The organism is Salinimicrobium sediminilitoris (genome assembly GCF_020866905.1).
GTDB classification, from domain to species: Bacteria; Bacteroidota; Bacteroidia; order Flavobacteriales; family Flavobacteriaceae; genus Salinimicrobium; species Salinimicrobium sediminilitoris.
Window position 1 is genome coordinate 420226 of record NZ_JAIVCC010000013.1, and the last position, 26944, is coordinate 447169.

Annotated in this window: 23 protein-coding genes; 12 read left to right on the plus strand and 11 right to left on the minus strand. The window is 41.0% G+C overall.

What is annotated here, in order from left to right:
* Window positions 1-28: 28 nt before the first annotated feature.
* The 4 genes from purE to LA313_RS13260 all read left to right on the plus strand — a co-directional run bounded on the left by purE (window position 29) and on the right by LA313_RS13260 (window position 3678).
* The gene (gene purE / locus LA313_RS13245) at window positions 29-514 is read left to right on the plus strand and encodes a 5-(carboxyamino)imidazole ribonucleotide mutase (protein WP_228915759.1); all 486 of its coding nucleotides are present in this window, start codon (window positions 29-31) and stop codon (window positions 512-514) included.
* Between the two features lie 204 nt (window positions 515-718).
* On the plus strand, window positions 719-2752 hold the full coding sequence (locus LA313_RS13250; protein WP_228915761.1) for a M3 family metallopeptidase: 2034 nt from the start codon (window positions 719-721) through the stop codon (window positions 2750-2752).
* 94 nt (window positions 2753-2846) lie between these two features.
* Complete coding sequence (locus LA313_RS13255; protein WP_228915763.1) at window positions 2847-3398, plus strand: sigma-70 family RNA polymerase sigma factor; 552 nt, start codon at window positions 2847-2849, stop codon at window positions 3396-3398.
* A gap of 1 nt (window position 3399) precedes the next feature.
* Window positions 3400-3678 carry a hypothetical protein gene (locus LA313_RS13260; protein WP_228915765.1) on the plus strand — a complete coding sequence of 93 codons (279 nt, stop codon included), beginning with the start codon at window positions 3400-3402 and terminating at the stop codon, window positions 3676-3678.
* Here LA313_RS13260 and LA313_RS13265 read toward each other — a convergent pair.
* Window positions 3646-4458, minus strand: a complete 813-nt coding sequence (locus tag LA313_RS13265; protein ID WP_228915767.1) for a UbiA prenyltransferase family protein — start codon at window positions 4456-4458, stop codon at window positions 3646-3648. The two genes, LA313_RS13260 and LA313_RS13265, sit on opposite strands and share 33 nt — an antisense overlap.
* Before the next feature lie 116 nt (window positions 4459-4574).
* On the opposite strand from LA313_RS13265, the gene gcvP reads away from it, so the two are divergent.
* From gcvP to LA313_RS13285, 4 genes are all read left to right on the plus strand, one after another.
* On the plus strand, window positions 4575-7424 hold the full coding sequence (gene gcvP / locus LA313_RS13270; protein WP_228915770.1) for an aminomethyl-transferring glycine dehydrogenase: 2850 nt from the start codon (window positions 4575-4577) through the stop codon (window positions 7422-7424).
* Between the two features lie 330 nt (window positions 7425-7754).
* Complete coding sequence (locus LA313_RS13275; RefSeq protein ID WP_228915772.1) at window positions 7755-8813, plus strand: 3-oxoacyl-ACP synthase III family protein; 1059 nt, start codon at window positions 7755-7757, stop codon at window positions 8811-8813.
* A gap of 1 nt (window position 8814) precedes the next feature.
* Window positions 8815-9339 (plus strand): methyltransferase, encoded by a 525-nt coding sequence (locus LA313_RS13280; protein WP_228915774.1) that lies wholly within the window; start codon window positions 8815-8817, stop codon window positions 9337-9339.
* 137 nt (window positions 9340-9476) lie between these two features.
* Window positions 9477-10325: a glycosyltransferase gene (locus LA313_RS13285; RefSeq protein WP_228915776.1), complete on the plus strand. Its 849-nt coding sequence runs from the start codon at window positions 9477-9479 to the stop codon at window positions 10323-10325.
* Here the strand turns inward: LA313_RS13285 and pafA are convergent, their stop codons facing one another.
* Entirely contained in the window at window positions 10326-11990 is a 1665-nt protein-coding gene (pafA, locus tag LA313_RS13290; RefSeq protein WP_228915778.1) for an alkaline phosphatase PafA, read from the minus strand. It lies immediately after the preceding gene.
* A gap of 108 nt (window positions 11991-12098) precedes the next feature.
* Here pafA and LA313_RS13295 point away from each other — a divergent pair, with 108 nt between their 5' ends.
* Together LA313_RS13295 and LA313_RS13300 are read left to right on the plus strand one after the other, a co-directional pair.
* Window positions 12099-12836, plus strand: coding sequence for an MlaE family ABC transporter permease (locus tag LA313_RS13295; protein WP_228915780.1), 738 nt, complete (start codon window positions 12099-12101; stop codon window positions 12834-12836).
* Entirely contained in the window at window positions 12836-13600 is a 765-nt protein-coding gene (locus LA313_RS13300; protein ID WP_228915782.1) for an ABC transporter ATP-binding protein, read from the plus strand. Before LA313_RS13295 ends, LA313_RS13300 begins: the two co-directional genes overlap by 1 nt.
* Before the next feature lies 1 nt (window position 13601).
* Here LA313_RS13300 and LA313_RS13305 read toward each other — a convergent pair whose 3' ends face one another.
* The 9 genes from LA313_RS13305 to porV form a co-directional block, all read right to left on the minus strand.
* Window positions 13602-15026 (minus strand): DUF389 domain-containing protein, encoded by a 1425-nt coding sequence (locus LA313_RS13305; protein WP_228915784.1) that lies wholly within the window; start codon window positions 15024-15026, stop codon window positions 13602-13604.
* A 3-nt stretch (window positions 15027-15029) separates the two neighbouring features.
* Window positions 15030-16112 carry a mannose-1-phosphate guanylyltransferase gene (locus tag LA313_RS13310; protein ID WP_228915786.1) on the minus strand — a complete coding sequence of 361 codons (1083 nt, stop codon included), beginning with the start codon at window positions 16110-16112 and terminating at the stop codon, window positions 15030-15032.
* A 1-nt stretch (window position 16113) separates the two neighbouring features.
* Window positions 16114-16719, minus strand: coding sequence for a SprT-like domain-containing protein (locus LA313_RS13315; RefSeq protein WP_228915788.1), 606 nt, complete (start codon window positions 16717-16719; stop codon window positions 16114-16116).
* A gap of 4 nt (window positions 16720-16723) precedes the next feature.
* Window positions 16724-17404, minus strand: coding sequence for an SDR family NAD(P)-dependent oxidoreductase (locus LA313_RS13320; RefSeq protein WP_228915790.1), 681 nt, complete (start codon window positions 17402-17404; stop codon window positions 16724-16726).
* Window positions 17401-18411: a M28 family metallopeptidase gene (locus LA313_RS13325; RefSeq protein ID WP_228915792.1), complete on the minus strand. Its 1011-nt coding sequence runs from the start codon at window positions 18409-18411 to the stop codon at window positions 17401-17403. Before LA313_RS13325 ends, LA313_RS13320 begins: the two co-directional genes overlap by 4 nt.
* A gap of 63 nt (window positions 18412-18474) precedes the next feature.
* Complete coding sequence (locus tag LA313_RS13330; RefSeq protein ID WP_228915794.1) at window positions 18475-20154, minus strand: pyruvate dehydrogenase complex dihydrolipoamide acetyltransferase; 1680 nt, start codon at window positions 20152-20154, stop codon at window positions 18475-18477.
* A gap of 5 nt (window positions 20155-20159) precedes the next feature.
* Window positions 20160-21158: a pyruvate dehydrogenase (acetyl-transferring) E1 component subunit alpha gene (gene pdhA / locus LA313_RS13335; protein ID WP_228915796.1), complete on the minus strand. Its 999-nt coding sequence runs from the start codon at window positions 21156-21158 to the stop codon at window positions 20160-20162.
* Window positions 21159-21266: 108 nt separating this feature from the next.
* The gene (gene cdd / locus LA313_RS13340) at window positions 21267-21749 is read right to left on the minus strand and encodes a cytidine deaminase (protein ID WP_228915798.1); all 483 of its coding nucleotides are present in this window, start codon (window positions 21747-21749) and stop codon (window positions 21267-21269) included.
* Window positions 21750-21869: 120 nt separating this feature from the next.
* Entirely contained in the window at window positions 21870-23027 is a 1158-nt protein-coding gene (gene porV, locus LA313_RS13345; protein ID WP_228915800.1) for a type IX secretion system outer membrane channel protein PorV, read from the minus strand.
* A 428-nt stretch (window positions 23028-23455) separates the two neighbouring features.
* Here porV and gldJ point away from each other — a divergent pair, with 428 nt between their 5' ends.
* Both gldJ and LA313_RS13355 read left to right on the plus strand, forming a co-directional pair.
* Window positions 23456-25117 (plus strand): gliding motility lipoprotein GldJ, encoded by a 1662-nt coding sequence (gldJ, locus tag LA313_RS13350; RefSeq protein ID WP_228915802.1) that lies wholly within the window; start codon window positions 23456-23458, stop codon window positions 25115-25117.
* 64 nt (window positions 25118-25181) lie between these two features.
* Window positions 25182-26462, plus strand: a complete 1281-nt coding sequence (locus LA313_RS13355; protein ID WP_228915803.1) for a UDP-N-acetylmuramoyl-tripeptide--D-alanyl-D-alanine ligase — start codon at window positions 25182-25184, stop codon at window positions 26460-26462.
* The last annotated feature ends 482 nt before the right edge of the window (window positions 26463-26944 follow it).

Below are 26944 nucleotides of genomic sequence, written 5' to 3' on the forward strand. Positions count from 1 at the left end.
AAAACCTGTAGGTCTCAACTTCAAATCAATGAGCAAAGTAGGGATCATCATGGGCAGTACCAGCGATATGCCGGTAATGCAGGAGTCAATAGATATTTTGAAATCTTTTGGAATAGAGGTAGAAGTTGACATAGTTTCTGCTCACCGTACACCCGATAAGCTTTTTGACTACGGCAAAAATGCTCATACCCGCGGGATCAATGTGATCATAGCAGGAGCAGGCGGTGCGGCCCATCTCCCGGGGATGATCGCTTCCCTTTCACCTCTTCCGGTGATTGGAGTTCCCGTTAAATCCAGTAATTCTATAGATGGATGGGACTCTGTCCTTTCTATTCTTCAAATGCCCGGCGGAGTTCCCGTGGCAACGGTGGCCTTAAATGGCGCGAAAAATGCAGGAATTCTCGCTGCACAAATTCTTGGTAGTTCCGATAACCAGATCCTCCAAAAAATTATAGATTATAAGGAAAGCTTAAAGCAGAAAGTTCTTGAAGGTTCCAAAAATGTAAAAAAGTAAAGCCACGTTTTCACGTGGCTTTTAAGTAGCATCTTGTTGTTTTAATAGTATTTATTAACCATTCTAAATATATTAATCAAAAACCTAAAAGCTACTATCTTTATATTTTAGATCATGTGAAGTAAAGAATTATTTTAGAACTTTCCGAACGTTTTTAAAAAAATTTGTTAAAATACGTTTCTTAACGTTACAATATAAGTGATTATGATAAAAGGAAATCCACTTTTGGAGCCGTTTGATACAGCTCCATTCATGAAGATAAAAACTGAACATTACAAACCTGCCATAGAAGAAGCCATTAAAGAGGCTAAGGAAGATATAAGGAAGATCACTGCCTCAAATGAACCTCCCACTTTTGAAAACACGGTGGAAGCCCTGGAATTTGCGGGGGAACAGCTGGATCGAATTACAAGTATTTTCTTTAATATTAATTCCGCCGAGACCAACGATGAGATCCAAAAGCTGGCACAGGAGATCTCCCCGGTGCTTACCGACTTTAAAAATGATATTATCCAGGATCCGGAACTTTTCCGAAAAGTAAAAGAGGTCTATAAACAAAAAGATTCGCTAAACCTCAACGTAGAGCAAAGTACCCTACTGGACAAGAAGTACAAGATGTTCAAACGTAACGGAGCTAACCTGGATCCGGAGAAAAAGCAGGAACTTCGCGACCTAGACAAAAAACTTGCTGCCTTGAGTCTCAACTTTGGGGAAAATGTTTTGGCAGAAACTAACAAATATGAACTTCATATCACCAGGGAAGAAGATCTTGATGGCCTACCCAAAGGTGTGAGAACCGCAGCACGAATGCTGGCCAAAGAAAAAAATAAAGAAGGCTGGATCTTTAATCTCCACTATCCCAGCTACATTCCATTTATGAAATATGCTAAAAACCGGGAACTTCGCAAGGAACTGGCGATAGCTTTTGGTGCAAAAGGATTTCACGGTGATAAACTGGACAATCGGGAGAATGTACTGCAAATTGTAAAGCTGCGTCATAAGAAAGCTAATCTTCTCGGTTATCCAACTTACGCCCATTTTAAACTGGAGGAAAGAATGGCCGAAACTCCCGAAAAAGTGAATTCTTTCATGGAAGAACTTTTGGATAAAGCTAAACCGGCAGCCGAAAATGAATTTAAAGAGCTTGAAGATTTCGCCAAAGACCTGGACAAATTAGATCAACTTCAAAAATGGGATGCCGCCTATTATTCAGAAAAGCTGAAGCAAAAACTTTTTGACCTTGATGACGAACAACTGAAACCATATTTTGAACTGAATAATGTGATCAACGGAGTTTTTATAGTGGCAGAAAAACTTTACGGATTAAAATTCAAACAGGTTTTTGAAGTTGAAGTTTATCACCCCGAAGTTACAACCTACTTGGTTACAGATGAGAACGATAATGAGATCGCTCTTTTCTATGCAGATTTCCATCCACGGGAAGGCAAGCGCGGCGGAGCTTGGATGACTTCATACAAATCGCAGTACCACCAGCACGATAAAAATGAGCGGCCGCATATTTCCATTGTCTGCAACTTCACTAAACCTACAGACGAGGAACCATCCCTGCTCACGTTTAACGAGGTTACCACCCTTTTCCACGAATTCGGCCACGCCCTGCACGGCATGTTGGCAAACACAATTTACCCAAGCATTTCGGGAACTAACGTTTTTTGGGATTTCGTTGAACTTCCTAGTCAGGTACTCGAAAACTGGTGCTATGAAAAAGATGCTCTTAAGCTTTTTGCCAAACATTACGAGACAGGGGAGGTTATTCCCGATGAGCTTATTGAAAAAATAAAAGATTCGGCCACTTTTCATGAAGGAATGGCCACTCTAAGACAGCTAAGTTTTGGAATGCTGGACATGAGCTGGCACAGTAAAGATCCTTCAGGAATAACAGATGTGAAAGCGCATGAAGACAAAGTCTTTGAGCCCACACAACTTTTCCCCGAAGTAAAGGAGAACTGTATGAGCACATCATTCTCACATATTTTCCAGGGCGGTTATGCTGCCGGTTACTACTCCTACAAATGGGCCGAAGTACTGGATGCCGATGCTTTTGAATTTTTTACAGAAAATGGCATTTTTGACAGGGAAACCGCTAAAAAGTTCAGGGACACGATACTTTCCCAGGGAGGGACAGAGCATCCATTGACCCTCTACAAACGCTTCAGAGGAAAAGAAGCTGCCCCGGAAGCCCTTTTACGACGGGCAGGATTGCTTCCAAAGAAATAAGGAGCACCAAAAATTCCGCAGCAACAGCCCAAGGTTTTAGGATAATTATAACCGAATCTTTTGTTATTTTTGAGAGAGAGACCACGTTCAGGAAATGGAAAAGAACCATCTTAATCCCGAAAAATGGGTTGACCGGTATGCAGATTACCTGTTCAACTATACCATTGTGCGGGTAAATGACCGGGAAGTGGCGAATGATATTATTTCTGAAACCTTTTTGGCCGGGCTAAATTCCATGAAGAACTTTAAGGGGGAAGCATCGGAAAGAACCTGGCTTATTTCCATTCTTAAACGGAAGATCATTGATTACTACCGCCGCAACAATTCGTCTAAAGGGCAGGCAGAAGTAAAAATGAATTTTCCCAACAGCGACAATGAAGGGGACTGGCTGGAGGAAAAAGTTGCAGATCTCTCTGTCATGACAGCCGAAGATCAAATGGAGAACCGGGAACTGGGACTTGCAATTCTTGAATGCCTTGACCAGCTTAATGAGAAGCAGGCAACTATCTTTAAAATGAAAACTATTGATGGCATAGATACGGAGGCCATTTGTAATGAATTCAATATTAGTCCGTCTAACTTCTGGGTTATCATTCACAGGGCCAGAATTGCTCTGGCCAAATGCCTGGAGAAAAACTGGTTTTAATATGAAGGGAATAAGTTTTATGAAACTAAGTTGTTCAGAAGCAGCAGAACTCTGTGAAAAAACCGAATACAAGGAGGTAAGTCTCCGGGAGAAGATTAAACTTAAACTACACCTCTACTTTTGCAGGATGTGCAAGGATTACTATCAGGACAATAAGAAACTTTCGGGTTTGTTGAAAAAAGCCGATTTAAAAGCCTGCTCTCACCAGGAAAAAGAAAATTTTAAAGAAAAGATCAAACAAGAAAACTCACAGGTTTCTAATCAGCAAAAGAAGCATTAACCACAGCACGGGAATTCCCTCAACCCAAAAAGAAGCAAAGTAGCGGGATTGATTTTCTTTGGTTTTCCAAACAAAAATAGCGGTCACTACTGCTATTATTCCCAGCACCAGTTTAGTTTCCAGGGTGGCTGCACCTTTTATAAATTCAATTATCACTACCACTGCCAGTACAATTAATCCCAGAATTTTTGTTGGCGTCACCCCTACCCGCTGGGGTATGGTTCCCAGTTTTTCCAGATCGTATTTAAGATCCCGAATTTCAAACGGAAGGATCCACACCACTACCAAAAGAAAACGCTGCAGAAATTCCAATAATAGATCATCTAAAATGGCATTTTTGACACCTAAAACTGGAAGTATAACTGTCACCCCCGCCCATACGAATGCGATAATGAAGATCTTAATTCCAGATATACTTCTAAGATTTCTTTTTTTACTGAATACCGGTAAAGCGTAGAGCAAAGTTAGCGCGCCAAAAAAGGAACTCCAAAGTAAAATTTCAGGATCAATAAAAAACACCGTAAAGACCAATCCTGTAAAGCAGAAAATAGAAAAAACCTGGATGTTTTTAAGCTCCCTGGCTAGGCTGCGATGATGTAATCCCGCCACCCCTGCATACTTCACAAAGTTATAGCCCGAAACAGCTCCAAAAAAGAGGAAAAACAGAAGAAAAATATTCAGTTCCACTTCATAATACAGCACAGTGATAAGGCAAAGGGAAACAACTGCCAAAGCCACGTGTATACTGCTGTTAATATAGAAATCGAATATCTTCTTCATGATTGTTTAAGAGCAGAATAAAGAATGGAAAAACTTTGCAAATCTTGCTGCTCTAAATCATTAAAATTTAGGTTGAAATTGCGTATTTTCGCCCTTCAAAACACAACTTTTACTTGATGAATACTTTTTCTTTTGCCACACGTCATATAGGCCCCCGGGAACACGATCTAAAAGATATGTTGGAGACCATTGGAGTTGATTCAATAGACCAGCTAATCTACGAAACCCTGCCCGATGATATCCGCCTAAAAAAGGATCTTGAACTGGCTCCTGCCATGAGTGAGCACGAATACATCGCTCATAGTATTTCACTGGCTGCCAAAAATAAGGTTTTCAGGACTTATATTGGTCTGGGGTACCACCAATCTATAACGCCCCCGGTCATTCAGCGAAATATTCTTGAAAACCCGGGATGGTATACCGCCTATACTCCCTACCAGGCCGAGATTGCCCAGGGAAGGCTGGAAGCTCTTCTTAATTTCCAGACAGTAGTAGCCGATCTTACGGGACTCGAACTGGCTAATGCTTCTTTGCTTGATGAAGGTACCGCAGCAGCCGAAGCTATGTCTTTGTTATTTGAAGTAAGAGAGCGGGATCAAAAGAAGAATGAAGTAAATAAATTCTTTGTTTCTGAAGCTGTGCTTCCCCAAACCATTGATGTTTTAAAAACCCGTGCAATCCCTCTGGGAATTGAACTGGTAATTGGAGATCACGAAGAATTTGATTTCTTTAAGGATTTCTTTGGAGCTTTTCTTCAGTATCCCGGTAAGATGGGACAGGTTTATGACTATGCCCCTTTTGTTGCAAAAGCAAAAGAAAATAATATAAAAACTGCAGTTGCTGCAGATATTTTGAGCCTTGTGAAGCTACGTGCTCCCGGTGAGTTTGGAGTTGACGTGGTTGTAGGTACGACTCAGCGGTTTGGTATTCCCCTGGGTTACGGAGGTCCACATGCAGCTTATTTCGCAACCAAAGAAGAATATAAAAGAAGTATTCCGGGAAGGATCATTGGAGTTACAAAAGATACAGATGGCAACTTTGCCCTTCGTATGGCTTTGCAAACCCGTGAACAACACATTAAAAGAGACAGGGCTACATCAAATATCTGTACTGCGCAGGTGCTACTTGCTGTCATGGCAGGAATGTACGCGGTTTACCACGGTCCAAGAGGATTGAAGTTTATTGCCAACAAAGTTCATAGTTGTGCCGTAACAGTTGCCGAAAGTGTTGAAAAACTAGGTTATTCACAGCTCAATTCTACTTTTTTCGACACTGTGCTGGTAAAGGCTGAAGCCGCAAAAGTTAAAGAAATTGCTGAAAGAAATGAAGTGAATTTCTATTATCCGGCTTCAGATGTTGTTGCAATCTCTCTAAATGAGGCAACCAATATCGATGACATTAACACCATCGTCTCCATTTTTGCTGAAGCTGCAGGTAAAGAAACCATAACTGTTTCCCAGCTTTCAGAAAAAAGTCATATTCCGGCTTCAGTAGAACGCAAAACAGAATTCCTGAAAAATGAGGTTTTCAACTCCTATCATTCAGAAACAGAGTTGATGCGATATATTAAAAAACTGGAGCGTAAGGATCTTTCTCTTAATCACTCCATGATCTCCCTTGGTTCCTGCACAATGAAACTTAATGCAGCTGCCGAGATGTTGCCAATTAGTTACCCGCAATGGGGAAACCTGCACCCGTTTGTTCCTGTTGAACAGGCAGAAGGTTACCAGATCGTTCTCAAGAAACTTGAAGAGCAATTAACAGAAATCACGGGATTTGCCGGTACGTCCCTGCAACCCAATTCGGGCGCACAAGGGGAATACGCGGGTCTAATGGTCATTCGCAAATACCACGAATCCAGAAATGAATCCCACAGGAATATTTGCCTAATCCCGTCATCTGCTCACGGAACCAATCCGGCTTCGGCAGTAATGGCGGGAATGAAAGTAGTTGTTACAAAATCTACCGAAACCGGAAATATCGATGTTGATGACCTTAAGGAAAAAGCTCTGAAACATAAAGATAACCTGGCAGCCTTAATGGTCACCTACCCTTCCACACACGGGGTATTTGAATCGGCTATTGTTGAGATCATAAACATTATCCACGAATACGGCGGACAGGTTTATATGGATGGTGCAAACATGAATGCCCAGGTTGGACTTACCAGTCCCGGAGTAATTGGCGCCGATGTTTGTCACCTCAACCTGCACAAAACCTTCGCTATCCCACACGGTGGTGGTGGCCCTGGAGTTGGTCCTATTTGTGTGGCTGAGCAACTTGTACCTTTCCTTCCGGGGAATCCTGTTATCAAGACCGGAGGAGATGATGCCATTACCGCGATTTCTGCGGCGCCATGGGGTTCTGCGCTTGTATGTCTAATTTCCTATGGTTATATTAAGATGCTTGGCGCAGAAGGCCTAAAAAGAGCAACACAGTTTGCTATTTTGAATGCCAACTATATCAAAGCGCGAATCGAAGAGCATTATAAAACCCTTTACAGTGGAGAGCGTGGCAGAGCAGCACACGAAATGATCGTGGACTGTCGGCCTTTTAAAGCAAAAGGAATAGAAGTTACAGATATTGCAAAAAGACTTATTGACTATGGCTTCCATGCACCAACGGTTTCTTTCCCTGTTGCAGGAACTCTTATGATAGAGCCTACCGAGAGTGAAAGCAAAAAAGAACTGGACAGATTCTGTGACGCACTTATTTCCATTAGGAAAGAAATTAATGAGGCCAAAGAAGATGAACCAAATAATGTGCTTAAGAATTCTCCGCATACTCTTGCCATGTTGACCGTAGAGGAGTGGAATTTCCCATACACAAGGCAAAAAGCCGCTTTCCCTATGGATTACCTGGCCGAAAATAAATTCTGGCCTTCAATTAGAAGAGTAGACGAAGCTTTTGGAGACAGGAACCTCATTTGTACCTGTGCCCCCATAGAAGAATATATGGAGGATTAACAAAAAGGAGGCTGTTGAAAAATCATTAATCGTTCATCTGGATTTGTTTAAAAGACTTTTTTATCTGATTTTCGGATAGATTTAAATCTTTAATAAGTGCAGATTAACCTTTCGCAGGGTTTTTCAACAGCCTTTTCTCTTTTTGGTTAATTATTTTTTAACAAATTATTAAGTAATCGACAGAAAACCTTTACCTTTTTTAACCAGAAGAAAATATTTCCTATGATCTTTTAGCGATACCATAAAAGGTGATTTTTATAGTAAAAATTGAAGGAAACCGGCCATACATTTATTAATTTTGAAACTTGGCGACACCTTAACTAACACAGAATGAGCATTAAAATCACGGGCGTAGGAAGTTACATTCCAGAAAGAATTGAAAGGAATTCAGATTTTCAGGAACATAAGTTTTTATATGAAGACGGATCTGTTTTTCCTCAGTCGAATACGGTTATAATTGAGAAATTCAAGGCAATCACCGGTATTGCCGAAAGGCGCTATATTAATAACGAGCTAAACAATTCAGACATTGCTTATCTGGCCGCAAACAGCGCCATTGAAGATTCTGGGATCAACCCCGAAGAACTGGATTATCTCATTGTCGCTCATAACTATGGCGATGTACTTCATAACGACCTGCAGAGCGATACCGTTCCAAGCATTGCCACCAGGGTGAAGCACAAGCTTCGCATAAAAAATCCTAAATGCGTCGCCTATGACATTCTTTTTGGATGCCCTGGCTGGGTGGAAGCCGTTATTCAGGCGAAAGCTTTTATTCAAAGCGGGATGGCCAAAAAATGCCTTGTGATTGGTTCTGAAACTCTTTCCCGGGTGGTTGACAAGCACGATAGGGATTCCATGATCTATTCAGATGGTGCAGGAGCTACGGTTATTGAAGCCAGTGAAGAAGAGGGAGGAATTCTTGCTTATGAAAGTGCAACCTATTCTTTTGAAGAAGCAAATTTCATTTTCTTCGGAAAGTCGAACAACCGCGAAGCAAAAGACGAACGCAGATACATAAAGATGCATGGTCGCAAGATCTATGAATTCGCATTAAGCCATGTTCCCGATGCTATGAAGAGCTGTCTTGAGAAAAGCGGAAAGAATATAGACGACGTTAAAAAGATCCTCATCCACCAGGCAAATGAAAAAATGGATGAAGCCATTCTAAAACGTTTTTACAAGCTTTACGAAAGACAGGTACCCGAGGGAATCATGCCAATGAGTATTGACAAACTGGGCAACAGTAGTGTTGCAACGGTGCCTACTCTCCTCGACCTTATCCTAAAAGGGAAAATGCAGGGGCAATCTTTAGAAAAAGGAGATGTTATTATTCTGGCCAGCGTTGGTGCGGGGATGAACATCAATGCCATTGTGTACCAGTTATAAAATGTACGAAAAAACATTTCCCGATAAGCGATATAAAGAAACCACTGATTTTTTAACGAGTGTCGCCCCTGCCCCGGCAAATATCCTGGACCTGGGAGTGCGTAATCCATTCACCAAGGTGATGGAAGAACACGGCTACCACGTCACAAATACACGGGGAGAAGACCTAGACGTGGATACCGAAAGCGTAAGGACCTCCACTGCCGAAATTGTTACCGCTTTTGAGATTTTTGAGCACCTCGTGGCGCCTTTCAATGTGCTGAGGGATATCCGCGCTAAAAAACTTGTCGCAAGTGTGCCTTTAAGGCTTTGGTTCTCTCCCGCCTACCGAAGCAAAACCGATAAGTGGGACAGGCATTACCATGAATTTGAGGACTGGCAATTCGACTGGTTGCTGGAAAAAGCAGGCTGGGAAATAAAGAAGCGCCATAAGTGGACAAATCCTGTGAGTAAGATTGGCATAAGACCGCTGCTTCGGAAATTTACTCCGCGCTACTACGCTGTTTATGCCGAAAGAAAAGGATAATCAAAAATACCTTTTTTGACACCTTTGCTTTTCTGAAGTTAAACCTGTTCATTCCTGATTTTTAAATCTTTCAGTTTACGCTCTCCTGCTCAAACAGATATTCAAAAATTGTACTTTAGCTGAAAGTTTTTGCAGCATTGAAATTCTACATTGTCATTCCCGCCCATAATGAAGCGGAATTTATCGGAAAGACCCTCAAATCCCTTTCAGAACAAACCCTGAAACCGGATAAGATCGTGGTTGTCGATGATCAATCCTCTGACAACACTGCTGAAGTTGTAAAGAATTTCGCTGAAAAATTTCCTTTTATTTCTCTAGGGAGCACTACTTCTTCCGAAGCACATTTACCCGGCAGTAAAGTGATCAATGCTTTCAATTTTGGTCTCGGGCAGCTGGATGGGGAATTTGATATCATCTGTAAATTTGATGCCGATCTTATTTTCCCGGAAAATTACCTGGAAACCATAAAAAAACATTTTGAGGAAGATCCCAAAGTGGGTATGGCCGGCGGCTTTTGTCATTTGGAAAAAAACGGAAACTGGAAACTGGAGAGTCTTACAGATAAAGATCACATTCGCGGTGCTCTCAAAGCCTATCGAAAAGCCTGCTTTGAAGATATTGGCGGACTAAAGCCTTCCATGGGCTGGGACACAGTTGATGAGTTACTGGCCCAGTACAATGGCTGGAAAATAAAAACAGATCCTTCTTTGGCAGTAAAACACCTGCGCCCTACCGGCTTAACTTATAATAAAGCAGCAAAATGGAAACAGGGTGAGGCTTTTTACAAGCTCCGCTACGGCTGGTTTATTACTGGAATTGCTTCAGTTAAACTTGCCATGAAAAAAGGAGATCTTAAGCTTGCGCTGGATTACATGAACGGCTTCCGAAGAGCAAAGGCTTCAAAAATGCCGTTTTTAGTGGGTAAAAAAGAAGGAGCCTTCATTAGAAGGCTCCGGTATAAAAAGATGTTGTCAAAGATCTTTTAATTAGTTTTCAAAAACCATATGCAGGGGCCGCCCCGTTGCTCCATTAGGAAAAGGGATCCCAAGCAAAGCTGAAATTGTTGGCGCTATATCAACGATCTCTGTTCTTTCCAGGCTATTTCCGGATTTTATTCCTTTTCCGTAAAATATTAATGGGGCGTGAGTATCGTAATTGTTACCACTTCCATGAGTAGAACCGGTGCGGGAATAGGAAATCACCGAAGGCTCGAGAACCATAACAACATCTCCACTTCGCTTTTGATTAAAACCGTTCTCAACAGTCGATGCTATCTTTTCTGAAAAACTAGCCGATTGTAACTGGCTTCTGGTAAACACCCTGTTAATTTTATCGTACTGTAAGAGAAAATGGGCAATTTCTTGCTGAAGTTCTTCAGAAGAAACATCCATTTTTAGAACCTCATTATAATTAAAGAATATTTGATTGTTGGAGATATTCTCCACCAGGTTTTCTTTTTGGTACTTCCCCATAAGAAAATTATTAAGGTCCTTTTTAAGCTCGTCAAATTCAAAATATCCAGAGGGAATATTCACTGTTTCCAAATAAGCGGGAACATGCACTCCGCCATGATCTGAAGTGAGGAATAAAGTATAATTTCCCTTTCCTACTTTCTCATCCAGATTTTTGAGTAGCCGTGCCAGCTCCAAATCCAGCCTAAGGTAAACATCCTGTATTTCCTTAGAGTTCACCCCAAAATTATGACCAATGTAATCTGTAGAAGAATAGCTCACCGTGAGAAAATCAGTATGGATATCTTTCCCCAGTTGCTCTCCATCAAGTGCAGCTATGGCAAAATCTGTGGTAAGGCTATTCCCATATGGAGTGGCTTTTATAATGTCATATCCTCCATTTTGATCTTTTAAAGCTCCAAGGTCATAAGGAAATCCGGTATCTGCCTTGCCGCTAAAACCACCTTCGAAATCATTTACATCTACCCCACTTTCAATGTAGCTGTCAATATTTGCAACCGTAGTCCAGGGTTTAAGATAAGAATCTGCTTTTCCAGAGGAGTTAAAATTTTCTACCCATTCCGGAAGTTGGCTGGTATAAAATGAACTGGTGATCCAATTACCCTCGTTTTCACCATGAAACCAATAGGCTGCATTGGCAGTATGACCTGCAGGTAACACTGCTCCTCTATCTTTTAATGCAATTCCAATAGTTTTGCCTCTCATTTGAGTGTGCAGTCGGTTTTCATCGGCCACTGTCGTAGTTATTAGTCGGTGAGGAGACATTTTTCCGGCCTCATCCATAGTTCCTATCGGCTCAACCGAAGCATCTTCTACGCAGTACACATATTCTTTTTCAAATTTGTTATACCAGTTATTTCCTATAATGCCGTGAGTACCGGGTGCAGCGCCAGTATAAACAGAAGCATGACCGGGTCCTGTATAAGTAGGAACGTAATTGAAATGATTGTTTCTAAGGTTAAATCCTTCAGAAACCAGTTTTTTAAAGCCTTCATCTCCGTAGTGAGTCCAGAACCTGGTAATGTAATCATAGCGCATTTGGTCCACTACTACCCCTACTACAAGTTTAGGGGTTGCATAAAGATCTTTTTCCGAATCAAAAGGTCTGTTAGAAGTTTCCTGTGCGCTGGCTGCTGTAAAATAAAAGGTCAAAAGAAAGACCTGGATATAATATCTCATCTAAAAAATTTTGTTGTAAAAATACAAAGTTTGGGGAGTTTAAGATTAAGTTAAGCTTAAATAGATTCCTTCAAAAAATTAGTATTTTAGCCGCTACAAAAGCTTAAAATGAGGTACCTGCAGTCTATTGGGGAATATTTCTTAATGTTGAAAGGCGTATTTGGAAGAATGACCAAACGCTCGGTTTTAAAAGAATTGATTTTTAAGGAAATAGACGAGATCATTATTGGCTCCCTGGGAATTGTAGCTTTCCTTTCCTTCTTCATTGGAGGGGTTGTGGCATTACAGACGGCGCTCAATCTTAATAATCCTTTAATTCCAAAAAGTCTTATTGCTTTTGCGGCAAGACAATCTATTATTCTTGAGTTCTCCCCAACTTTTATTTCCATAATCATGGCAGGGAAAGTAGGTTCCTTTATTACTTCCAGTATAGGGTCTATGAGGGTTACAGAACAAATTGATGCACTCGAAGTAATGGGAATAAATTCCCTTAATTACCTTGTTTTTCCGAAGATCATTGCTATGTTCACCTATCCATTTGTTATTGCGATTTCAATGTTCCTGGGAGTCTTGGGAGCATACACTGCGGCAGTGATGGGAGGGTTTGTCCCGGCAGAAGTTTTTTTACAGGGCCTACAGGAAGAGTTTGATCCATACCATCTTTTTTACGCATTCTTTAAAACCTTCCTCTTTGCTTTTATACTGGCCACCATCCCCTCTTACCATGGCTACTACATGAAAGGAGGTTCTCTTGAAGTAGGGAAAGCGAGTACTACCTCTTTTGTCTGGACCAGTGTGGTTATTATTGTTACGAATTACATAGTTACTCAATTATTACTCAGCTAATGATAGAAGTTAAAGGTTTACATAAGAGTTTTGGAGATGAGCATATCCTTAGAGGGATTGATTTCGTATTTGAGACAGGGAAAACTAACCTGGTAATAGGTCAGTCCGGGTCGGGTAAAAGCGTATTGATGAAATGTATGCTAGGACTTTTTACCCCCGAGAAAGGCACTATTGAATACGACGGCAAACCTTATTCCACCTTTAATGATGAACAAAAAAGGGATTTGCGACAGGAAATGGGCATGCTGTTCCAGGGAGGGGCATTATTTGATTCTATGACAGTGGAAGAAAATGTGATGTTCCCTTTGAGAATGTTTACAAAAAAGAAAAAAAGTGAATTAAAAACCAGGGTTGATGAGGTTCTTGAAAGAGTAAACCTCGTGGATTCCGGAAAAAAATATCCTGCAGAAATAAGTGGCGGGATGCAAAAACGTGTTGCAATTGCACGCGCTATTGTGAACAGACCAAAATATTTATTTTGTGATGAACCAAATTCGGGTCTTGATCCTCATACTGCTACTGTTATTGATAATCTAATTCACGAACTTACTGTGGAATATGATATTACTACGGTGGTCATTACCCATGACATGAACTCTCTCCTTGAAATAGGCGAAAATATTGCTTTTTTAAAAGATGGAGTGCTTGCCTGGAAGGGTGATAAATCGAAGATCTTTAAGACTGACGATGAAACAGTAACCGATTTCGTTTATTCCTCAGACCTGTTTAAAAAAGTGCGTGAGGCACAGCAACAGGGGCTTTAAATTAATTAACTGTTCTCACTACCAGAGTATCAAGTGCTAATCTTAACTGCAGCCATTGCTCCAGTTTATTCATTTCGGCTCTTCGCGCCGCAGGGCTTAAATTAGAAGACCATCTAACATTAAAGGTTGGAATAGTGTCTATTTTAGAAAAGTTAGTCACAAGATTGTTGGCATAGCTCATTTCCTGAATCCCTGAATAATTGATCCTGGCTTCTTTTGAAATAGCTTCAAAAGGAATTCCCGTACTTCTATATTTCACCAATTCCTGCTCCAAAAGCTGGATACGAGCATCCTTATCCTCTACCAGCTGTTGATTCCTCACATACAGGTCTTCAAGGATCCCTGCTCTTACTTGCGAGGAAAGTCGGCTTGCCATTTCTGAACTTTGATCTGATCCCTGATAGATTTCCAATACCACATCCTCAAGATTAGGTTTCTCCTTGATCTGCTCAACCCACTCAGCGATCTGTTCCTGGGGAACTGTGCGGCCAATAAGATAGACCTCTATGATCTTGGTCTTGTAATTTTGCTCAAATTTAAAGACCTCAGCGCCGGGATAGTTAATCACCTCATCCACAAATTCTTTTGTCTTACTTACAAAGACCTGCTCCCTTAATAAATTCACAAATAGAATGATACTCGGGATCATCACCAGAATGGCGATTAAAGATGCAAGCCGGGCTGTGTTTCTACGGTGCCTACTGTTTACGTACTTTACCAATGGAAATCTAAGAAGTTTAGCTACTAAAAAAGTAGACAAAGCAATAAAGACAGAATTGATCGAAAAGAGATATAAAGCACCACCTGCATAGTTCCACTGTGCAGTTGCAAGCCCGTAGCCTACTGTACAAAGCGGCGGCATAAGGGCTGTGGCAATAGCTACTCCCATGATCACACTCGCAATTGCACCTTTCTTGGTCTTGGCAACTATCAATGCCATTCCGCCAAAGATGGCAACCAGGACATCCAGAATGGTAGGATAGGTACGGGCGACCAGTTCGGGAGTTTCCTCTTTTATAGGGGAAATGAGAAAGTACAGGTAAGCAGTAAGTACACTAAGCACTACCATCACCCCTAGATTTACAAGGCTTCGCTTGAGCGTATCTATATCATTAATGGCAACCGAAAATCCTATTCCTACGATCGGTCCCATAAGAGGTGAAATTAACATGGCACCAATGACAACGGCAGTACTACTCACGTTAAGGCCAATAGAAGCCACAAATATCGAAAATATAAGGATCCAGGCATTATGTCCTTTAAAAGAGATATCGCGCTTCACTATCTCCAGCGTCGTCTCACGATCTGTATCATCATGTATATCCAGGAGTTCCCGCAAGAATTCCTTTATCTCCTTTAGAACAGTCCTGCCTTTGTTTTCTTCTCCCGAGGGTGAAATCGTATTACTTCCTGAATTATTTTCCATTAACTAACCAAGATTTTCTCCAAATTTTTTCTGAACCCGCTCCCTTAGGCCCTTTATATCCTGCTCCTTCGCCCGCGGCACTATAAGCAGGATCTCATTTTCATCTACAATTACATGGTCTCTCAAACCTTCAATAACCACTACTTTATTTTTATCTGAAGAAATTATATTTCCAGTTGCATTCTCGGAATAGAGACGTGCATTTAAAGCTGCATTGTTATCTTCATCCTTTACACTTTCGTCATATAGGGATCCCCAGGTACCCAGATCGTTCCAATCGAAAGAAGCCGGAATGACATATACCGTTCCCTTTTCCTTCTCAAGAATTCCGTAGTCAATCGAAATATTTTCTGCTGCCGGAAAATTCTCTTTTATAAAAGCCTTTTCTGCGGAAGTATTAAGAACATCTTCTTCTTTGGAAAACAATTTGTACATCGCGGGTAGGTTTCTTTGGAAGGATCTGATTATGTAATCAACATTCCATATAAATATTCCCGCATTCCATAGGTACTTACCACTATCAAAGAAAGACCTGGCGACCTGATATGAAGGTTTTTCAGTGAAAACATCAACAGGTTTTACTTTGTCATTCCATGTAGGATCGAATTTAATATAGCCATACCCGGTATTGGGAAAAGTAGGTTTAATTCCCAAAGTCACAATTTTATCCTCACCTCTTGCAGCTTCAAAAGCAGTTGTAATGTCTTCTAAAAAAGCATTTTCATTTTCTATCCAGTGATCACTGGGTGCCATAATCATTACTGCATTACTGTCTTTTTTTCTAATCTTAAGAGCCGCCAGTAATACTGCAGGCGCAGTATTCCTCATTACAGGTTCAAGTACAATTTGTTCTGCGCTTAAATGTGGCAACTGCTCCTTTACCAGCTCCTCATAACTTTCATTGGTAAGCACATAAATATTTTCGGGTGGTACAAGCGCTACAAGTCGGTTGAAGGTGGTTTGAATCAATGTTTCCCCCTTTCCTAACAGGTCCCGGAATTGCTTAGGTCTTGCTGCTGTACTTACCGGCCAAAATCTTGAACCTACTCCCCCAGCCATTAAAACTGCAAAATTATTTTCCTTCATACTAATTGGCTGTTTTTAATAATTCCACCTCCGCATTGGGTTGAAAAAGGTAAATTCTTCCTGTTTTGACCTCCAGGCATTCGTATCGTTTAATACGTCTTTCTCCTTTTTTAAAAACTTTACCGTTATAGATCCTGAATATTCCACCATGCGGGATCTCAAAAATGTAGTTTTTATCGTTATCCTCATCAAACTGTTTTAAAGCTACAGCAAGATGAGCATCTGTATCACTACTCGCCTTGGGGTTCTTAAAATGCCGGGCGATCAAAGGAAGTAACTGCGCAGGAAAGATCTCGGGCCTAATGAATGGCAACATTAGTTTTTGAAAACTTCTTTTCCATTCTGCACCATGAGGTTTAATTTGCCTTCCAAAATGCTCAAAAGCTACCAAATGTGCAATTTCATGAACCAGGGTGATAAGGAAACGGTATCTATTGAGGTTGGCGTTAACAGTGATTTGATGCGTTCCTCCGGGCAGATTCCTATAATCCCCATGCCGGGTCTTCCTTTCATTCACGATCTTGAGATGTATATTATTCACTTTAATCAAGCCAAATATTGGCTCGACGGCATGAGTGGGTATATATTTCTCGAGAATATTTTTCATTATCCTAGGGGGTACTGCTGGAAACCTGCAGTAATTTTCCGTTATAAAATTTATTTCCGGTAAGGGAAAAATCTGCTATATACTTAGCCATTTCCGAAGGTTGCAACGGAGCTTTATAGCCGGGGAAAGCCTCTTCCAGCATTTCCGTTTGCACTGCACCCAAAGCCAATACATTAAATGACGGACCGGTTTCTTTATATTCTTCAGCAAGAATTTCGGTTAAGTTGATCACCGCTGCTTTGCTTGAGCTATAAGCAGAAAGGCCGGGGAATTTCATGCTGCCCTGAACGCCTCCCATGCTGCTTACCGTCACAACATGTCCCTTTTTGTTCATTAACGGCAGCATTTTTCTCGTAAGAGCTGCTACTCCAAAGACATTGATCTTGTAAACTTTTTCAAATTCTTCGGAAGTTATTTCTTCAAAAGGTTTATTTATGATAGCTCCGGCATTGTGAATAAGGATATCCACTTGCCTCCAGTTTTCTTTTACAAATCCCACTGCTTTTTCAAGATCAGCTTCCGCAGTGATATCAAAAGGAAAAGTTTGTACATTTTCCAATCTCAGCGTCTCAACCGGTTTAGTGTTTCTTGAAAGAGCTAATATTTTATGCCCTTCGCCAGCCAGCTTTTTTACCAGCTCAAGGCCAATCCCACGGCTGGTTCCTGTTATAATTATATTTTTCATTTCGTGTGCATCTTAATTTCCTTCTCGGGGGAATTGGCCATTGCGGTCAATCCCGGAATAAGGCTTTCAATAACATTTTCTAAATGGTCAAGATCCATTTCTTCAAATTCATCATTCACATGATGGTAATATTCATAATTGGTAAAGTCAAACGAAGAAATTGTTTGTGCCGGAACATTAAACCTCTCAAAAAAGGGATAATTGTCACTCCTTTTAAAAAGCTGATATTCTTTCGCCTGGGGAAGAAAACCCAGAACCTGATTATTTGAATATTCATTGAACTTTTCAGCGAAATTTGACCTTTCATAACCTGTAAGGTAAACCAGATAATCTTTATCCATCATTGGTATGCCCACCATCTCAATGTTGAACATCACATAAAGGTCTATAGCTTCTTTTTCCAGCCTTTCTGCCAAATGTTTTGCTCCAACAAGGCCTAATTCTTCCGCGGAAAAAAGAGTGAATAAAATACTCCTTTTAGGAGGATTTTCAGCGAAGTATGCGGCTAATTTCAAAACAGCTGTGGTTCCTGCCGCGTTGTCATTAGCTCCATTGGCAATTGAATCGCCCTCTACAGGCTCCACTATCCCAACGTGGTCATAATGAGCACCAATAATTATATATTCATCTTTTAAGCTGGAATCTGTGCCCTCTACAAGACCCACAACATTAAAACCTGCCATATCCTTCACCTGGAAAGAATCTCTATAGGTCTCAAAAAAGGGTTTTACCCCGCTCTTTCTTAGAATGATTTGAATATAATCGGCTGCTTTGTCAATACCCTCACTTCCGGTTTTTCGCCCTTCCAGTTCATCTGAAGACAGATATTTCAAGATGCTGCTAATTCCATCTTTAGTTATTGCTTCTTCAATAGCTATTTGCGTGGAAGAATCAAATTCTGTGATGGGTTCAGGGTTAGAATTTTCAGATACTTTCTGAGTTTGTTTACAGCCAAGGAGGACTAAAAGCACCAGAGTAACAAAGACGGTAAGGGTTTTTTTTCTCATGTGGCTAAAGATAAAAAAATCCCGCGAAAAGCGGGATTTTTAAGTATTAGTCTACAGGTTTCCTTATGCCAACATGGTCACAGGATTCTCTATGTAGGTTTTAAGTGTTTCAAGGAATTGTGCTCCTGTTGCACCATCTACAGTTCTATGATCACAAGCAAGAGTAAGCTTCATGGTATTTCCTACCACGATCTCTCCATTCCTCACCACAGGCTTCTCAACTATTGCTCCAACAGAAAGAATTGCCGAGTTTGGCTGATTGATGATACTGGTAAATTCTGTAATACCGAACATTCCAAGGTTAGAGACGGTAAAAGTACTGCCTTCCATTTCCTGGGGCTGTAGCTTTTTATTTCGTGCCTTTCCTGCAAGTTCCTTAACGTTACCACCAATTTGAGTCAATGACATTTGATCTGCATACTTAAGAACCGGAACTACCAGTCCTTCATCTACTGCAACTGCAACCCCCATATGGATGTGTTTGGCTATTTTAGTAGTATCTCCCGTCCATTGAGAATTCACCCTTGGATGTTTTCTCAAAGCCATGGCAGAAGCTTTTATCACCAAATCATTGAAAGAAACTTTGACATCTGGAATTTCATTGATCTGCTTACGGTTTGCCATTGCATTACTCATATCCACCTCAATGGTTAGATAGTAGTGAGGAGCGTTGTATTTAGATTCGGCAAGTCTCTTCGCAATGGTTTTACGCATTTGAGAATTCTTCACCTCTTCAAAACTTTCTTCTCCTGCAGGAGTATAAGTTTGCACTGCCGAAGGCTGAGCTTTTTCTTCCTGTGAAGCCGCAGTTACCGGTTTGGCCTCTGCAGTTTTTTCTGAAGGTTTATAGTTCTCGATGTCTTTTTTGACAATTCGATTATTCTCTCCTGAACCTTTAACGTCGGCAAGGTCTATTCCAAGATCTTCGGCCATTTTCTTCGCAAGCGGAGAAGCAAAAATGCGCTTTCCGTCTGAAGTTGTAGTGCTCTGCTCAGTCTTTTCGGTTTCCTCAGCTTTCTCTTCTTTCTTATCTTCCTGCTTTTTGGAAGCTGCAGGTTTTGCAGCCCCACCGCTTTTAACAATAGAAGAAACATCTGTACCTTTAGGGCCAATGATAGCAAGAACTGCATCTACAGGAGCAGTCTCCCCTTCCTTAATTCCTATATATAACAAAGTCCCGGAATAGAAAGACTCAAATTCCATGGTCGCTTTATCGGTCTCAATTTCAGCAAGAATTTCTCCTTCTTCTACTTCATCTCCTTCATTCTTTAACCATGAAGCAACAGTTCCCTCTTCCATGGTGTCGCTAAGACGTGGCATTTTAACCACTTCTACTCCTTCAGGGATCTCACCTTCTTCAGAAGCATCTTCTGTTGAAACTGAGGTATCTTCTTTTGAAGAAGATTCAGCCTTTTCTTCAGCTTTAGCTTCGCTCTTAGAGTCAGCTTTAGAAGAGTCTTGTGATGCATCATCCTTTCCATCCAAAAGTGAGGAAATATCCTCTCCTTCTTCTCCTACAATGGCAAGCAACGCATCAACAGGTGCAGTTTCTCCTTCTTCAATTCCTATATGCAACAAGGTACCCTCATAGAAAGATTCAAATTCCATGGTCGCCTTATCTGTTTCGATCTCGGCCAGGATATCCCCTTCTTCGATTTTGTCACCTTTTTGTTTTAACCACTTTGCCACAACACCCTCTTCCATGGTATCGCTAAGACGTGGCATTTTAATAACTTCTGCCATAATTCTTATAATTTATGGGGTAAAAACGGATAATCTTTTTGTTCGTACACTACGTCATACATGGTCTGCACTTCTGGGTAATCTGACTCATCAGCAAACTTCTCACATTCAGAAACAAGATCTTTTACTTTCTTGTCGATCTCTTTTATTTCTTTATCTGTAGCGTATTTGTTCTTTTTGATGATATCCTTAACCTGTGTGATTGGATCGATTTTTTGATACTCGGCCACCTCATCTTTTGTACGGTACTGCTGGGCATCACTCATAGAGTGCCCGCGATAACGATAGGTCTTCAACTCAAGAAAAGTTGGCCCCTCACCTTTACGTGCTCTTTTAATTGCTTCATCAAGAGCCTCGGCCACTTTCTCGGGATTCATTGCATCAACAGGACCACAAGGCATATCATATCCAAGACCAAGTTTCCATATTTCTGTACTTTTTGAAGTACGTGCAACCGAAGTTCCCATTGCATAACCATTGTTCTCTACACAAAAGACTACAGGTAAATTCCATTTTACAGCCATAGTGAAGGTCTCATGAAGCGAACCCTGTCTTGCTGCCCCGTCTCCAAGAAAAGTTAGCGTAACGGCATCTCTCTTGAAATATTTATCTGCAAAAGCAAGCCCGGCACCAAGAGGAATTTGCCCTCCTACGATCCCGTGACCTCCGTAAAAACGGTGTTCTTTAGAAAAAATATGCATAGAACCACCCATTCCCTGGGAAGTTCCTGTTTTCTTACCATACAACTCGGCCATCACCTTTCTTGGATCCACTCCCATTCCAATTGGCTGAACGTGGTTTCTATAGGCGGTGATCATTTTATCCTTCGATAGATCCATTACATGTAAAGCACCTGCAAGAATAGCCTCCTGCCCGTTATAAAGGTGTAAAAAGCCTCTAACTTTTTGCTGAATGTAAACCTGCGCCAGTTTGTCCTCAAACTTACGCCAAAACAACATGTCCTCATACCACTTAAGGTAAGTGGCTTTTGTGATTTTCTTCATTTAACTACTTATTTTTAAGGCTAAGCGATGCTTGCGCCAAGCGAAACACAAAAATACTATTTTCAAAAGGAACTAAAAACAGTTTCTCTTTGAAAAAGCGCGAAAACGTTATAGATAGGAATTGTCGAAAATAAGCGGCAAAAGATCTGAAATAGAACTGGATTTTACCACCTTCCCTTTCTCACCCATGAAATAGATCTCAATGGGCTGTTCCTGCTTTACCTCGTACTCGGCAATAGCCTGGCGGCATGAACCACAGGGCGGCGTAGGCACCTCCATTTGATGGTTTTCTGACCGGGCGGTTAGAGCCATTTTGAGAATTTTGGCTTTTGGATATTTTGCTCCCGCATAAAAAATGGCTGTCCTCTCAGCACAAAGTCCTGCGGGATAGGATGCATTTTCCTGATTGCTTCCGGTAACTACTTCTCCATTATCAAGAAGAATTGCTGCTCCAACTTTAAATTGTGAATAAGGAGAATAAGATTTCTCCCGGGCTTCAATTGCCTGCTCCATCAAACTTTGTACATCACCGGGTAATTCAGCTTCATTGTCGTAAACTTCAAGATCGGCACTTATTGTAATTGTCTTCATTTTTGGTGTTTCTATAGAAAAAAGCTCCCGCGACTAAAGAGCCCGGGAGTATATTAAGTTCTGGTTTCGTAATTCAAAGATATGCATAATGGAAAAAACAGCTATAGCTTGAAATAATCACTAATACTGTTCATATTGCCTTCCAAAGTTAAAGGTCAATCCAAACCGCAGTGTTCCTTCCAGCGGACTCACGACTTCGGAAGTTGAGAACAGGTAAGAAAGGTCGATATCTACCACTGTATGCCTAAACCCGGCCCCGAAAGAAATAAATTCACGGGATCCCTTTTCAGGACTTTCGTGAAAATATCCTGTCCTTAGGGAGAAAACCTCCTGATACACATATTCGGCTCCTAAAGCATAGGTCACCTCTTTCATTTCTTCACTGAAACCATCTGGAGCATCTCCAAAAGATTTAAAAATACCTTCAATAGCCCCAATAGAATTATACTCCTGAATGTCCTCTGCATCCATATCTCCATCAAGATCAAAATCTTTAGGGGTTGGAACCAGAAGTTTATTGAACTCTATATAAGTGCCAATCCTGTTAGACATATCCAGGATAAAATCAAATCCTGCACCCAGTTTTAAATTGGTAGGAATAAAATTTTCCTGCCCGCCGGCATCATATTTAATTTTAGGTCCAATATTGGAAATATTTGCTCCTGCTCTCCATCGCCCGTCAAAACTTGTGTAGTCAATGCGGTCACTTTGATAAAAAGCTGCCACATCCACTCCAAATGTACTGGCGGCAGAAGCATCTGGATCAAGTTCTGCAATCTTAAGATCAGACCGCAGGAACCTTCCCGCTACAGCCATAGAAAAATGCTCACTTAATTTAAGCGCATAGGAAAGATCAAGGGTGAATTCGTTTGGACTAAGGATTCTGGCCACCTCGTCTGGATAGTCACGGGCTTCAATATTACCCATACTAAAATACTTTAAACTTGCTCCAAATGCGCTTCTCTCACTTATCCTATTATAATAGGTGATATTCCCTAGAAATATATCATTCACCAATTCACTTAAATAAGGAGTATAATTCACGCCCAAACCTTGCTGATGTTCAACAAAAACATATTTGGCTGGATTCCATTGTTGCGAATAGGCATCGGGAAAGGTTGCCACTCCCTGGTCACCAAGCCCGGCAGCACGGGCATCGGCCGCGATCATTAAAGTAGAAGCCGCCGTGGTGATCACACGATCACGTTCTTCCTGAGCAAAAGATTTCCCACTAAACAGCAAAATCACCGATATGGTGAAGAGTGATAATTTTTTCATAGGACTATTAATAATTAACAAATATACCCGAAAACCTTTAGAATAAGTTATAAGAACCGAATTTCTCAATTTTACCCTAACATAACGTCTATTTTAACAGAAGCTTATGCAGAGCCTCCACTTTCCTGTGTTTTCTCAAGTTTGACCCTGTATTGACCTTTTCTATAAGCTTCACAAACCGGAAGATCAATTCCACTGAACCTTAAAGAAAAGAAAAAAGTTGACAAAAAACCATTACTTTTGCCGTATAATGCCCCAATGTTTTTACTTTCAGGTTGTGGCAGGCCATGAAATAAACCATTATAAGTCGCGTTATCATAAAGATTTACAGGAAACTACAAGATTTCGTTTCGGTTGAAATAATCTTGGTAGTTTTGCGTTAATTACTATATTGCAAAGCCATAATTGCTATAAAAGATATTGTGAATATGAGAAATAAAGTTGCTGTAAAAGCTCTTTTTGCCGTCGCTGTAAGCGTTGGCCTTTTTAGCTGTAACAACTCCAGAGACTACAAGAACAATTCCCGTGCTACCGGTTGGGATATTAATTCCAAAGAAGGTGGTTTTAACTACAATGCCGACTATGACGAGCAGGAAGCAGGTCCAGGACTTGTATTTGTAGAAGGTGGAACCTTTACAATGGGACGTGTGCAGGATGATGTAATGCATGACTGGAATAACACTCCTACTCAGCAACACGTTCAATCCTTCTACATGGACGAGACCGAGGTAACAAATCTTATGTATTTGGAATACCTTGATTATTTAAAAAGAGTTTACCCTCCAAGTGAAGAGAGATATAGAAATATCTACCAGGGAGCTTTACCAGATACTTTGGTTTGGAGAAACAGGTTGGGTTATAATGAAACCATGACCAATAACTACCTGCGTCACCCTGCATATGCAAACTATCCTGTTGTTGGAGTGAGCTGGATCCAGGCTGTTGAATTCAGTAAATGGAGAACAGACAGAGTGAACGAACTTCGTCTTGAAAAGGAAGGATTCACACTCGAGGGCGCAAGATTTGCTGCCGAACCCGGTGAAACTTTCAACACTGAAACTTATCTTAACGCACCAAGCATGACCTATGGCGGGAATGACAGTATTGTACGTGGAGGAAATAAAACAGATCGTTATATGACCGAGGATAGTACAAACCTTTACGTGCAACGTAAGCATGGGGTTCTACTTCCTGAATATCGTCTTCCTACCGAAGCAGAGTGGGAATATGCCGCCCTTGCACTTGTAGGGATTAGAAATTATAATGTTTACCGCGGAAGAAAAAAATATCCATGGGACAGCCAGTACACCCGAAGCGGTGATGCTAGAAAACGTGGAGATCAAATGGCAAACTTTAAACAAGGCGATGGAGATTACGGCGGAATTGCGGGATGGAGCGATGACGGTGCCGATATCACTGCCGAAGTTAAATCATATGAGCCAAATGATTTCGGACTTTACGATATGGCCGGAAACGTTGCCGAATGGGTTGCCGATGTTTACCGCCCAATCGTAGATGATGAATTTAACGACTTCAACTACTATCGAGGTAATGTTTACACTAAGCACGCTATTACAGAAGATGGAACTGTAAAGGTATTGGGAGTAGATGAAATTGAATATGATACATTAAGCAACGGAAGAATAGTGGCAAGAAATCTTCCGGGAGAAATAAAAACAGTCCCTATCACATCTGAAGACACTTACCTTCGTACGAACTTCAATGAAAGCGATCAAAGAAACTTTAGAGATGGTGACAGGAAATCCTCAAGATACTATGATTCTTTCGGGGATGAAGATATGGCAGACCCAAACAAACGAATGTATAATTCCCCTGTACACACTGCCACTGTAGACAGTGTTGGTGGGCAAAGCCTCGAGTACGACACTTCAACAGGTCGCACAACCCTTGTAGATGACAACGTACGTGTATATAAGGGAGGAAGCTGGAGAGACCGTGCATACTGGTTGGACCCTGCACAAAGAAGATATTTCCCACAGGATATGGCGACCGATTATATTGGATTTAGAAATGCAATGTCACGAGTAGGCTCCAAGTCTCTCAACAAAAACAAGACAGCAAAGAATTAATATTCCTGAAAATATAAATGTGAAAGCCCTAATTTGATTAGGGCTTTTTTTATAGCTTTATTTTATGAACATAGATAGACTCCACCAGCTTTTTTTAAATAGCTCCGGAATTAGCACCGATACAAGAAAGATCAGGAAGGACAGTATTTTCTTTGCCTTAAAAGGAGAAAACTTTAACGCCAATGAATTTGCTGCTGAAGCTCTCGAGAAAGGAGCATTATATGCAGTTATTGACGAAGATCTTCCAAATGAAGATAAAAGGTTGCTCCAGGTTGAAGACAGTCTTAAAGCACTGCAGCAATTGGCATCATTCCACAGGAAACACCTGGGTCTTCCAATCCTTGCCCTTACCGGCAGCAATGGTAAAACTACCACCAAAGAACTTTTCAATGCAGTGCTTTCAAAAAGGTACAGAACTGTGGCTACTACAGGAAATCTCAACAACCACATTGGAGTACCAATTACCCTTCTCTCCATGAATGAAAAGACCGAAATTGGTATTGTAGAGATGGGTGCCAACCATCAAAAGGAAATTGAATTCCTGTGCAGTCTCGCCATGCCCGACTATGGCTACATCACCAATTTTGGTAAAGCCCATCTTGAAGGCTTCGGAAGCGTGGAAGGCGTAATAAAGGGCAAGAAGGAACTGTATGACCATCTAAAAGAGCATAAAAAGTTGCTTTTCCTGAACCTGGATGATCCACTTCAAAAAGAAGAAACCTCCTATCCACATGTTTTCAGCTTTGGATCTTCTGAAAAAGCCGATGTTACCCTGAAATATTTTAGAGAAGATTCTTATGCAGGGATCGAGGTAGAAGGAGCAAAGATCTGCGGTAAGCTTACAGGAGCGTATAATGGCACCAATATGGCGGCTGCCTATACCGTGGGCACATATTTTGAAATTCCATCCTTAGAGATCACTGCAGCTATAAAAGAATACAGTCCGCAGAACAATAGATCACAGATCATTCTAAAAAATAACCGAAGGATCATTTTGGACGCATACAATGCCAATCCTTCCAGTATGGCTGCAGCTCTCGAAAACCTAAGCGGGATGGATGGCTCTCCAAAAATTGCCATTTTAGGAGACATGTTTGAATTGGGTCCCGAAGCTAAAAAAGAACATCAACAATTACTGGACGACTACTCCACCTCTCCTGTAGATAAAGTTTACGCAATAGGTTCCAATTTTAGCCAGACAGAAACCACCTCTCAAAAGATCAAAAAATTTGAAAGTTTTGAAGCTTTTAGGGCCTGGTTTCAGCCATCAGAGTTCAATGCAGGAACCATATTGATCAAAGGATCGCGAGGTATGGCTTTGGAAAGGGTGATGGAGTTGATTTAACTAAAGGCTCAAAGCGAAGATAAATAATCCTCACAGATTTTAAAATCTCTGAGGTTTGCAGATATTGTAATTTGTATTTTGGAATTTAAAATTCCAAACGTGGGTGATATTGTCCCGATAGCTAGTGACCAACCCCTCATTTCTACTTAAAATGAGCCACAACCTCCCCCAAAGACAGGTAGTCTGAAGACGAAAAACCTAACAGGTCTTGGAGACCTGTCAGGTTTGCAGATATTTTGGAATTTGTATTTTTTTGGAACTTGAAAGTTCCCACTTTAGTGGGTGATACTGTCCCGATAGCTATCGGGAGAACCAGTGACCAACACCTAATTTCTACTTTACAATGAGCCACAACCTCCCCCAAAAGACAGGTAGTCTGGGAACGAAAAACCTAACAGGTCTTGGAGACCTGTCAGGTTTGCAGATATTTTGGAATTTGTATTTTTTTGGAACTTGAAAGTTCCCACTTTAGTGGGTGATAT

Bases quoted from the DNA above. Each gene is read 5' to 3' on its own strand.
- LA313_RS13310 (WP_228915786.1), bottom strand. From the start codon at position 16,112: ATGAAGGAAAATAATTTTGCAGTTTTAATGGCTGGGGGAGTAGGTTCA.
- purE (WP_228915759.1), top strand. From the start codon at position 29: ATGAGCAAAGTAGGGATCATCATGGGCAGTACCAGCGATATGCCGGTA.
- LA313_RS13305 (WP_228915784.1), bottom strand. From the start codon at position 15,026: ATGGAAAATAATTCAGGAAGTAATACGATTTCACCCTCGGGAGAAGAA.
- porV (WP_228915800.1), bottom strand. From the start codon at position 23,027: ATGAAAAAATTATCACTCTTCACCATATCGGTGATTTTGCTGTTTAGT.
- LA313_RS13320 (WP_228915790.1), bottom strand. From the start codon at position 17,404: ATGAAAAATATAATTATAACAGGAACCAGCCGTGGGATTGGCCTTGAG.
- cdd (WP_228915798.1), bottom strand. From the start codon at position 21,749: ATGAAGACAATTACAATAAGTGCCGATCTTGAAGTTTACGACAATGAA.
- LA313_RS13255 (WP_228915763.1), top strand. From the start codon at position 2,847: ATGGAAAAGAACCATCTTAATCCCGAAAAATGGGTTGACCGGTATGCA.
- LA313_RS13295 (WP_228915780.1), top strand. From the start codon at position 12,099: ATGAGGTACCTGCAGTCTATTGGGGAATATTTCTTAATGTTGAAAGGC.
- gldJ (WP_228915802.1), top strand. From the start codon at position 23,456: ATGAGAAATAAAGTTGCTGTAAAAGCTCTTTTTGCCGTCGCTGTAAGC.
- LA313_RS13280 (WP_228915774.1), top strand. From the start codon at position 8,815: ATGTACGAAAAAACATTTCCCGATAAGCGATATAAAGAAACCACTGAT.
- LA313_RS13275 (WP_228915772.1), top strand. From the start codon at position 7,755: ATGAGCATTAAAATCACGGGCGTAGGAAGTTACATTCCAGAAAGAATT.
- LA313_RS13355 (WP_228915803.1), top strand. From the start codon at position 25,182: ATGAACATAGATAGACTCCACCAGCTTTTTTTAAATAGCTCCGGAATT.
- LA313_RS13300 (WP_228915782.1), top strand. From the start codon at position 12,836: ATGATAGAAGTTAAAGGTTTACATAAGAGTTTTGGAGATGAGCATATC.
- LA313_RS13325 (WP_228915792.1), bottom strand. From the start codon at position 18,411: ATGAGAAAAAAAACCCTTACCGTCTTTGTTACTCTGGTGCTTTTAGTC.
- LA313_RS13265 (WP_228915767.1), bottom strand. From the start codon at position 4,458: ATGAAGAAGATATTCGATTTCTATATTAACAGCAGTATACACGTGGCT.
- LA313_RS13250 (WP_228915761.1), top strand. From the start codon at position 719: ATGATAAAAGGAAATCCACTTTTGGAGCCGTTTGATACAGCTCCATTC.
- pafA (WP_228915778.1), bottom strand. From the start codon at position 11,990: ATGAGATATTATATCCAGGTCTTTCTTTTGACCTTTTATTTTACAGCA.
- pdhA (WP_228915796.1), bottom strand. From the start codon at position 21,158: ATGAAGAAAATCACAAAAGCCACTTACCTTAAGTGGTATGAGGACATG.
- LA313_RS13315 (WP_228915788.1), bottom strand. From the start codon at position 16,719: ATGAAAAATATTCTCGAGAAATATATACCCACTCATGCCGTCGAGCCA.
- LA313_RS13260 (WP_228915765.1), top strand. From the start codon at position 3,400: ATGAAGGGAATAAGTTTTATGAAACTAAGTTGTTCAGAAGCAGCAGAA.
- LA313_RS13330 (WP_228915794.1), bottom strand. From the start codon at position 20,154: ATGGCAGAAGTTATTAAAATGCCACGTCTTAGCGATACCATGGAAGAG.
- gcvP (WP_228915770.1), top strand. From the start codon at position 4,575: ATGAATACTTTTTCTTTTGCCACACGTCATATAGGCCCCCGGGAACAC.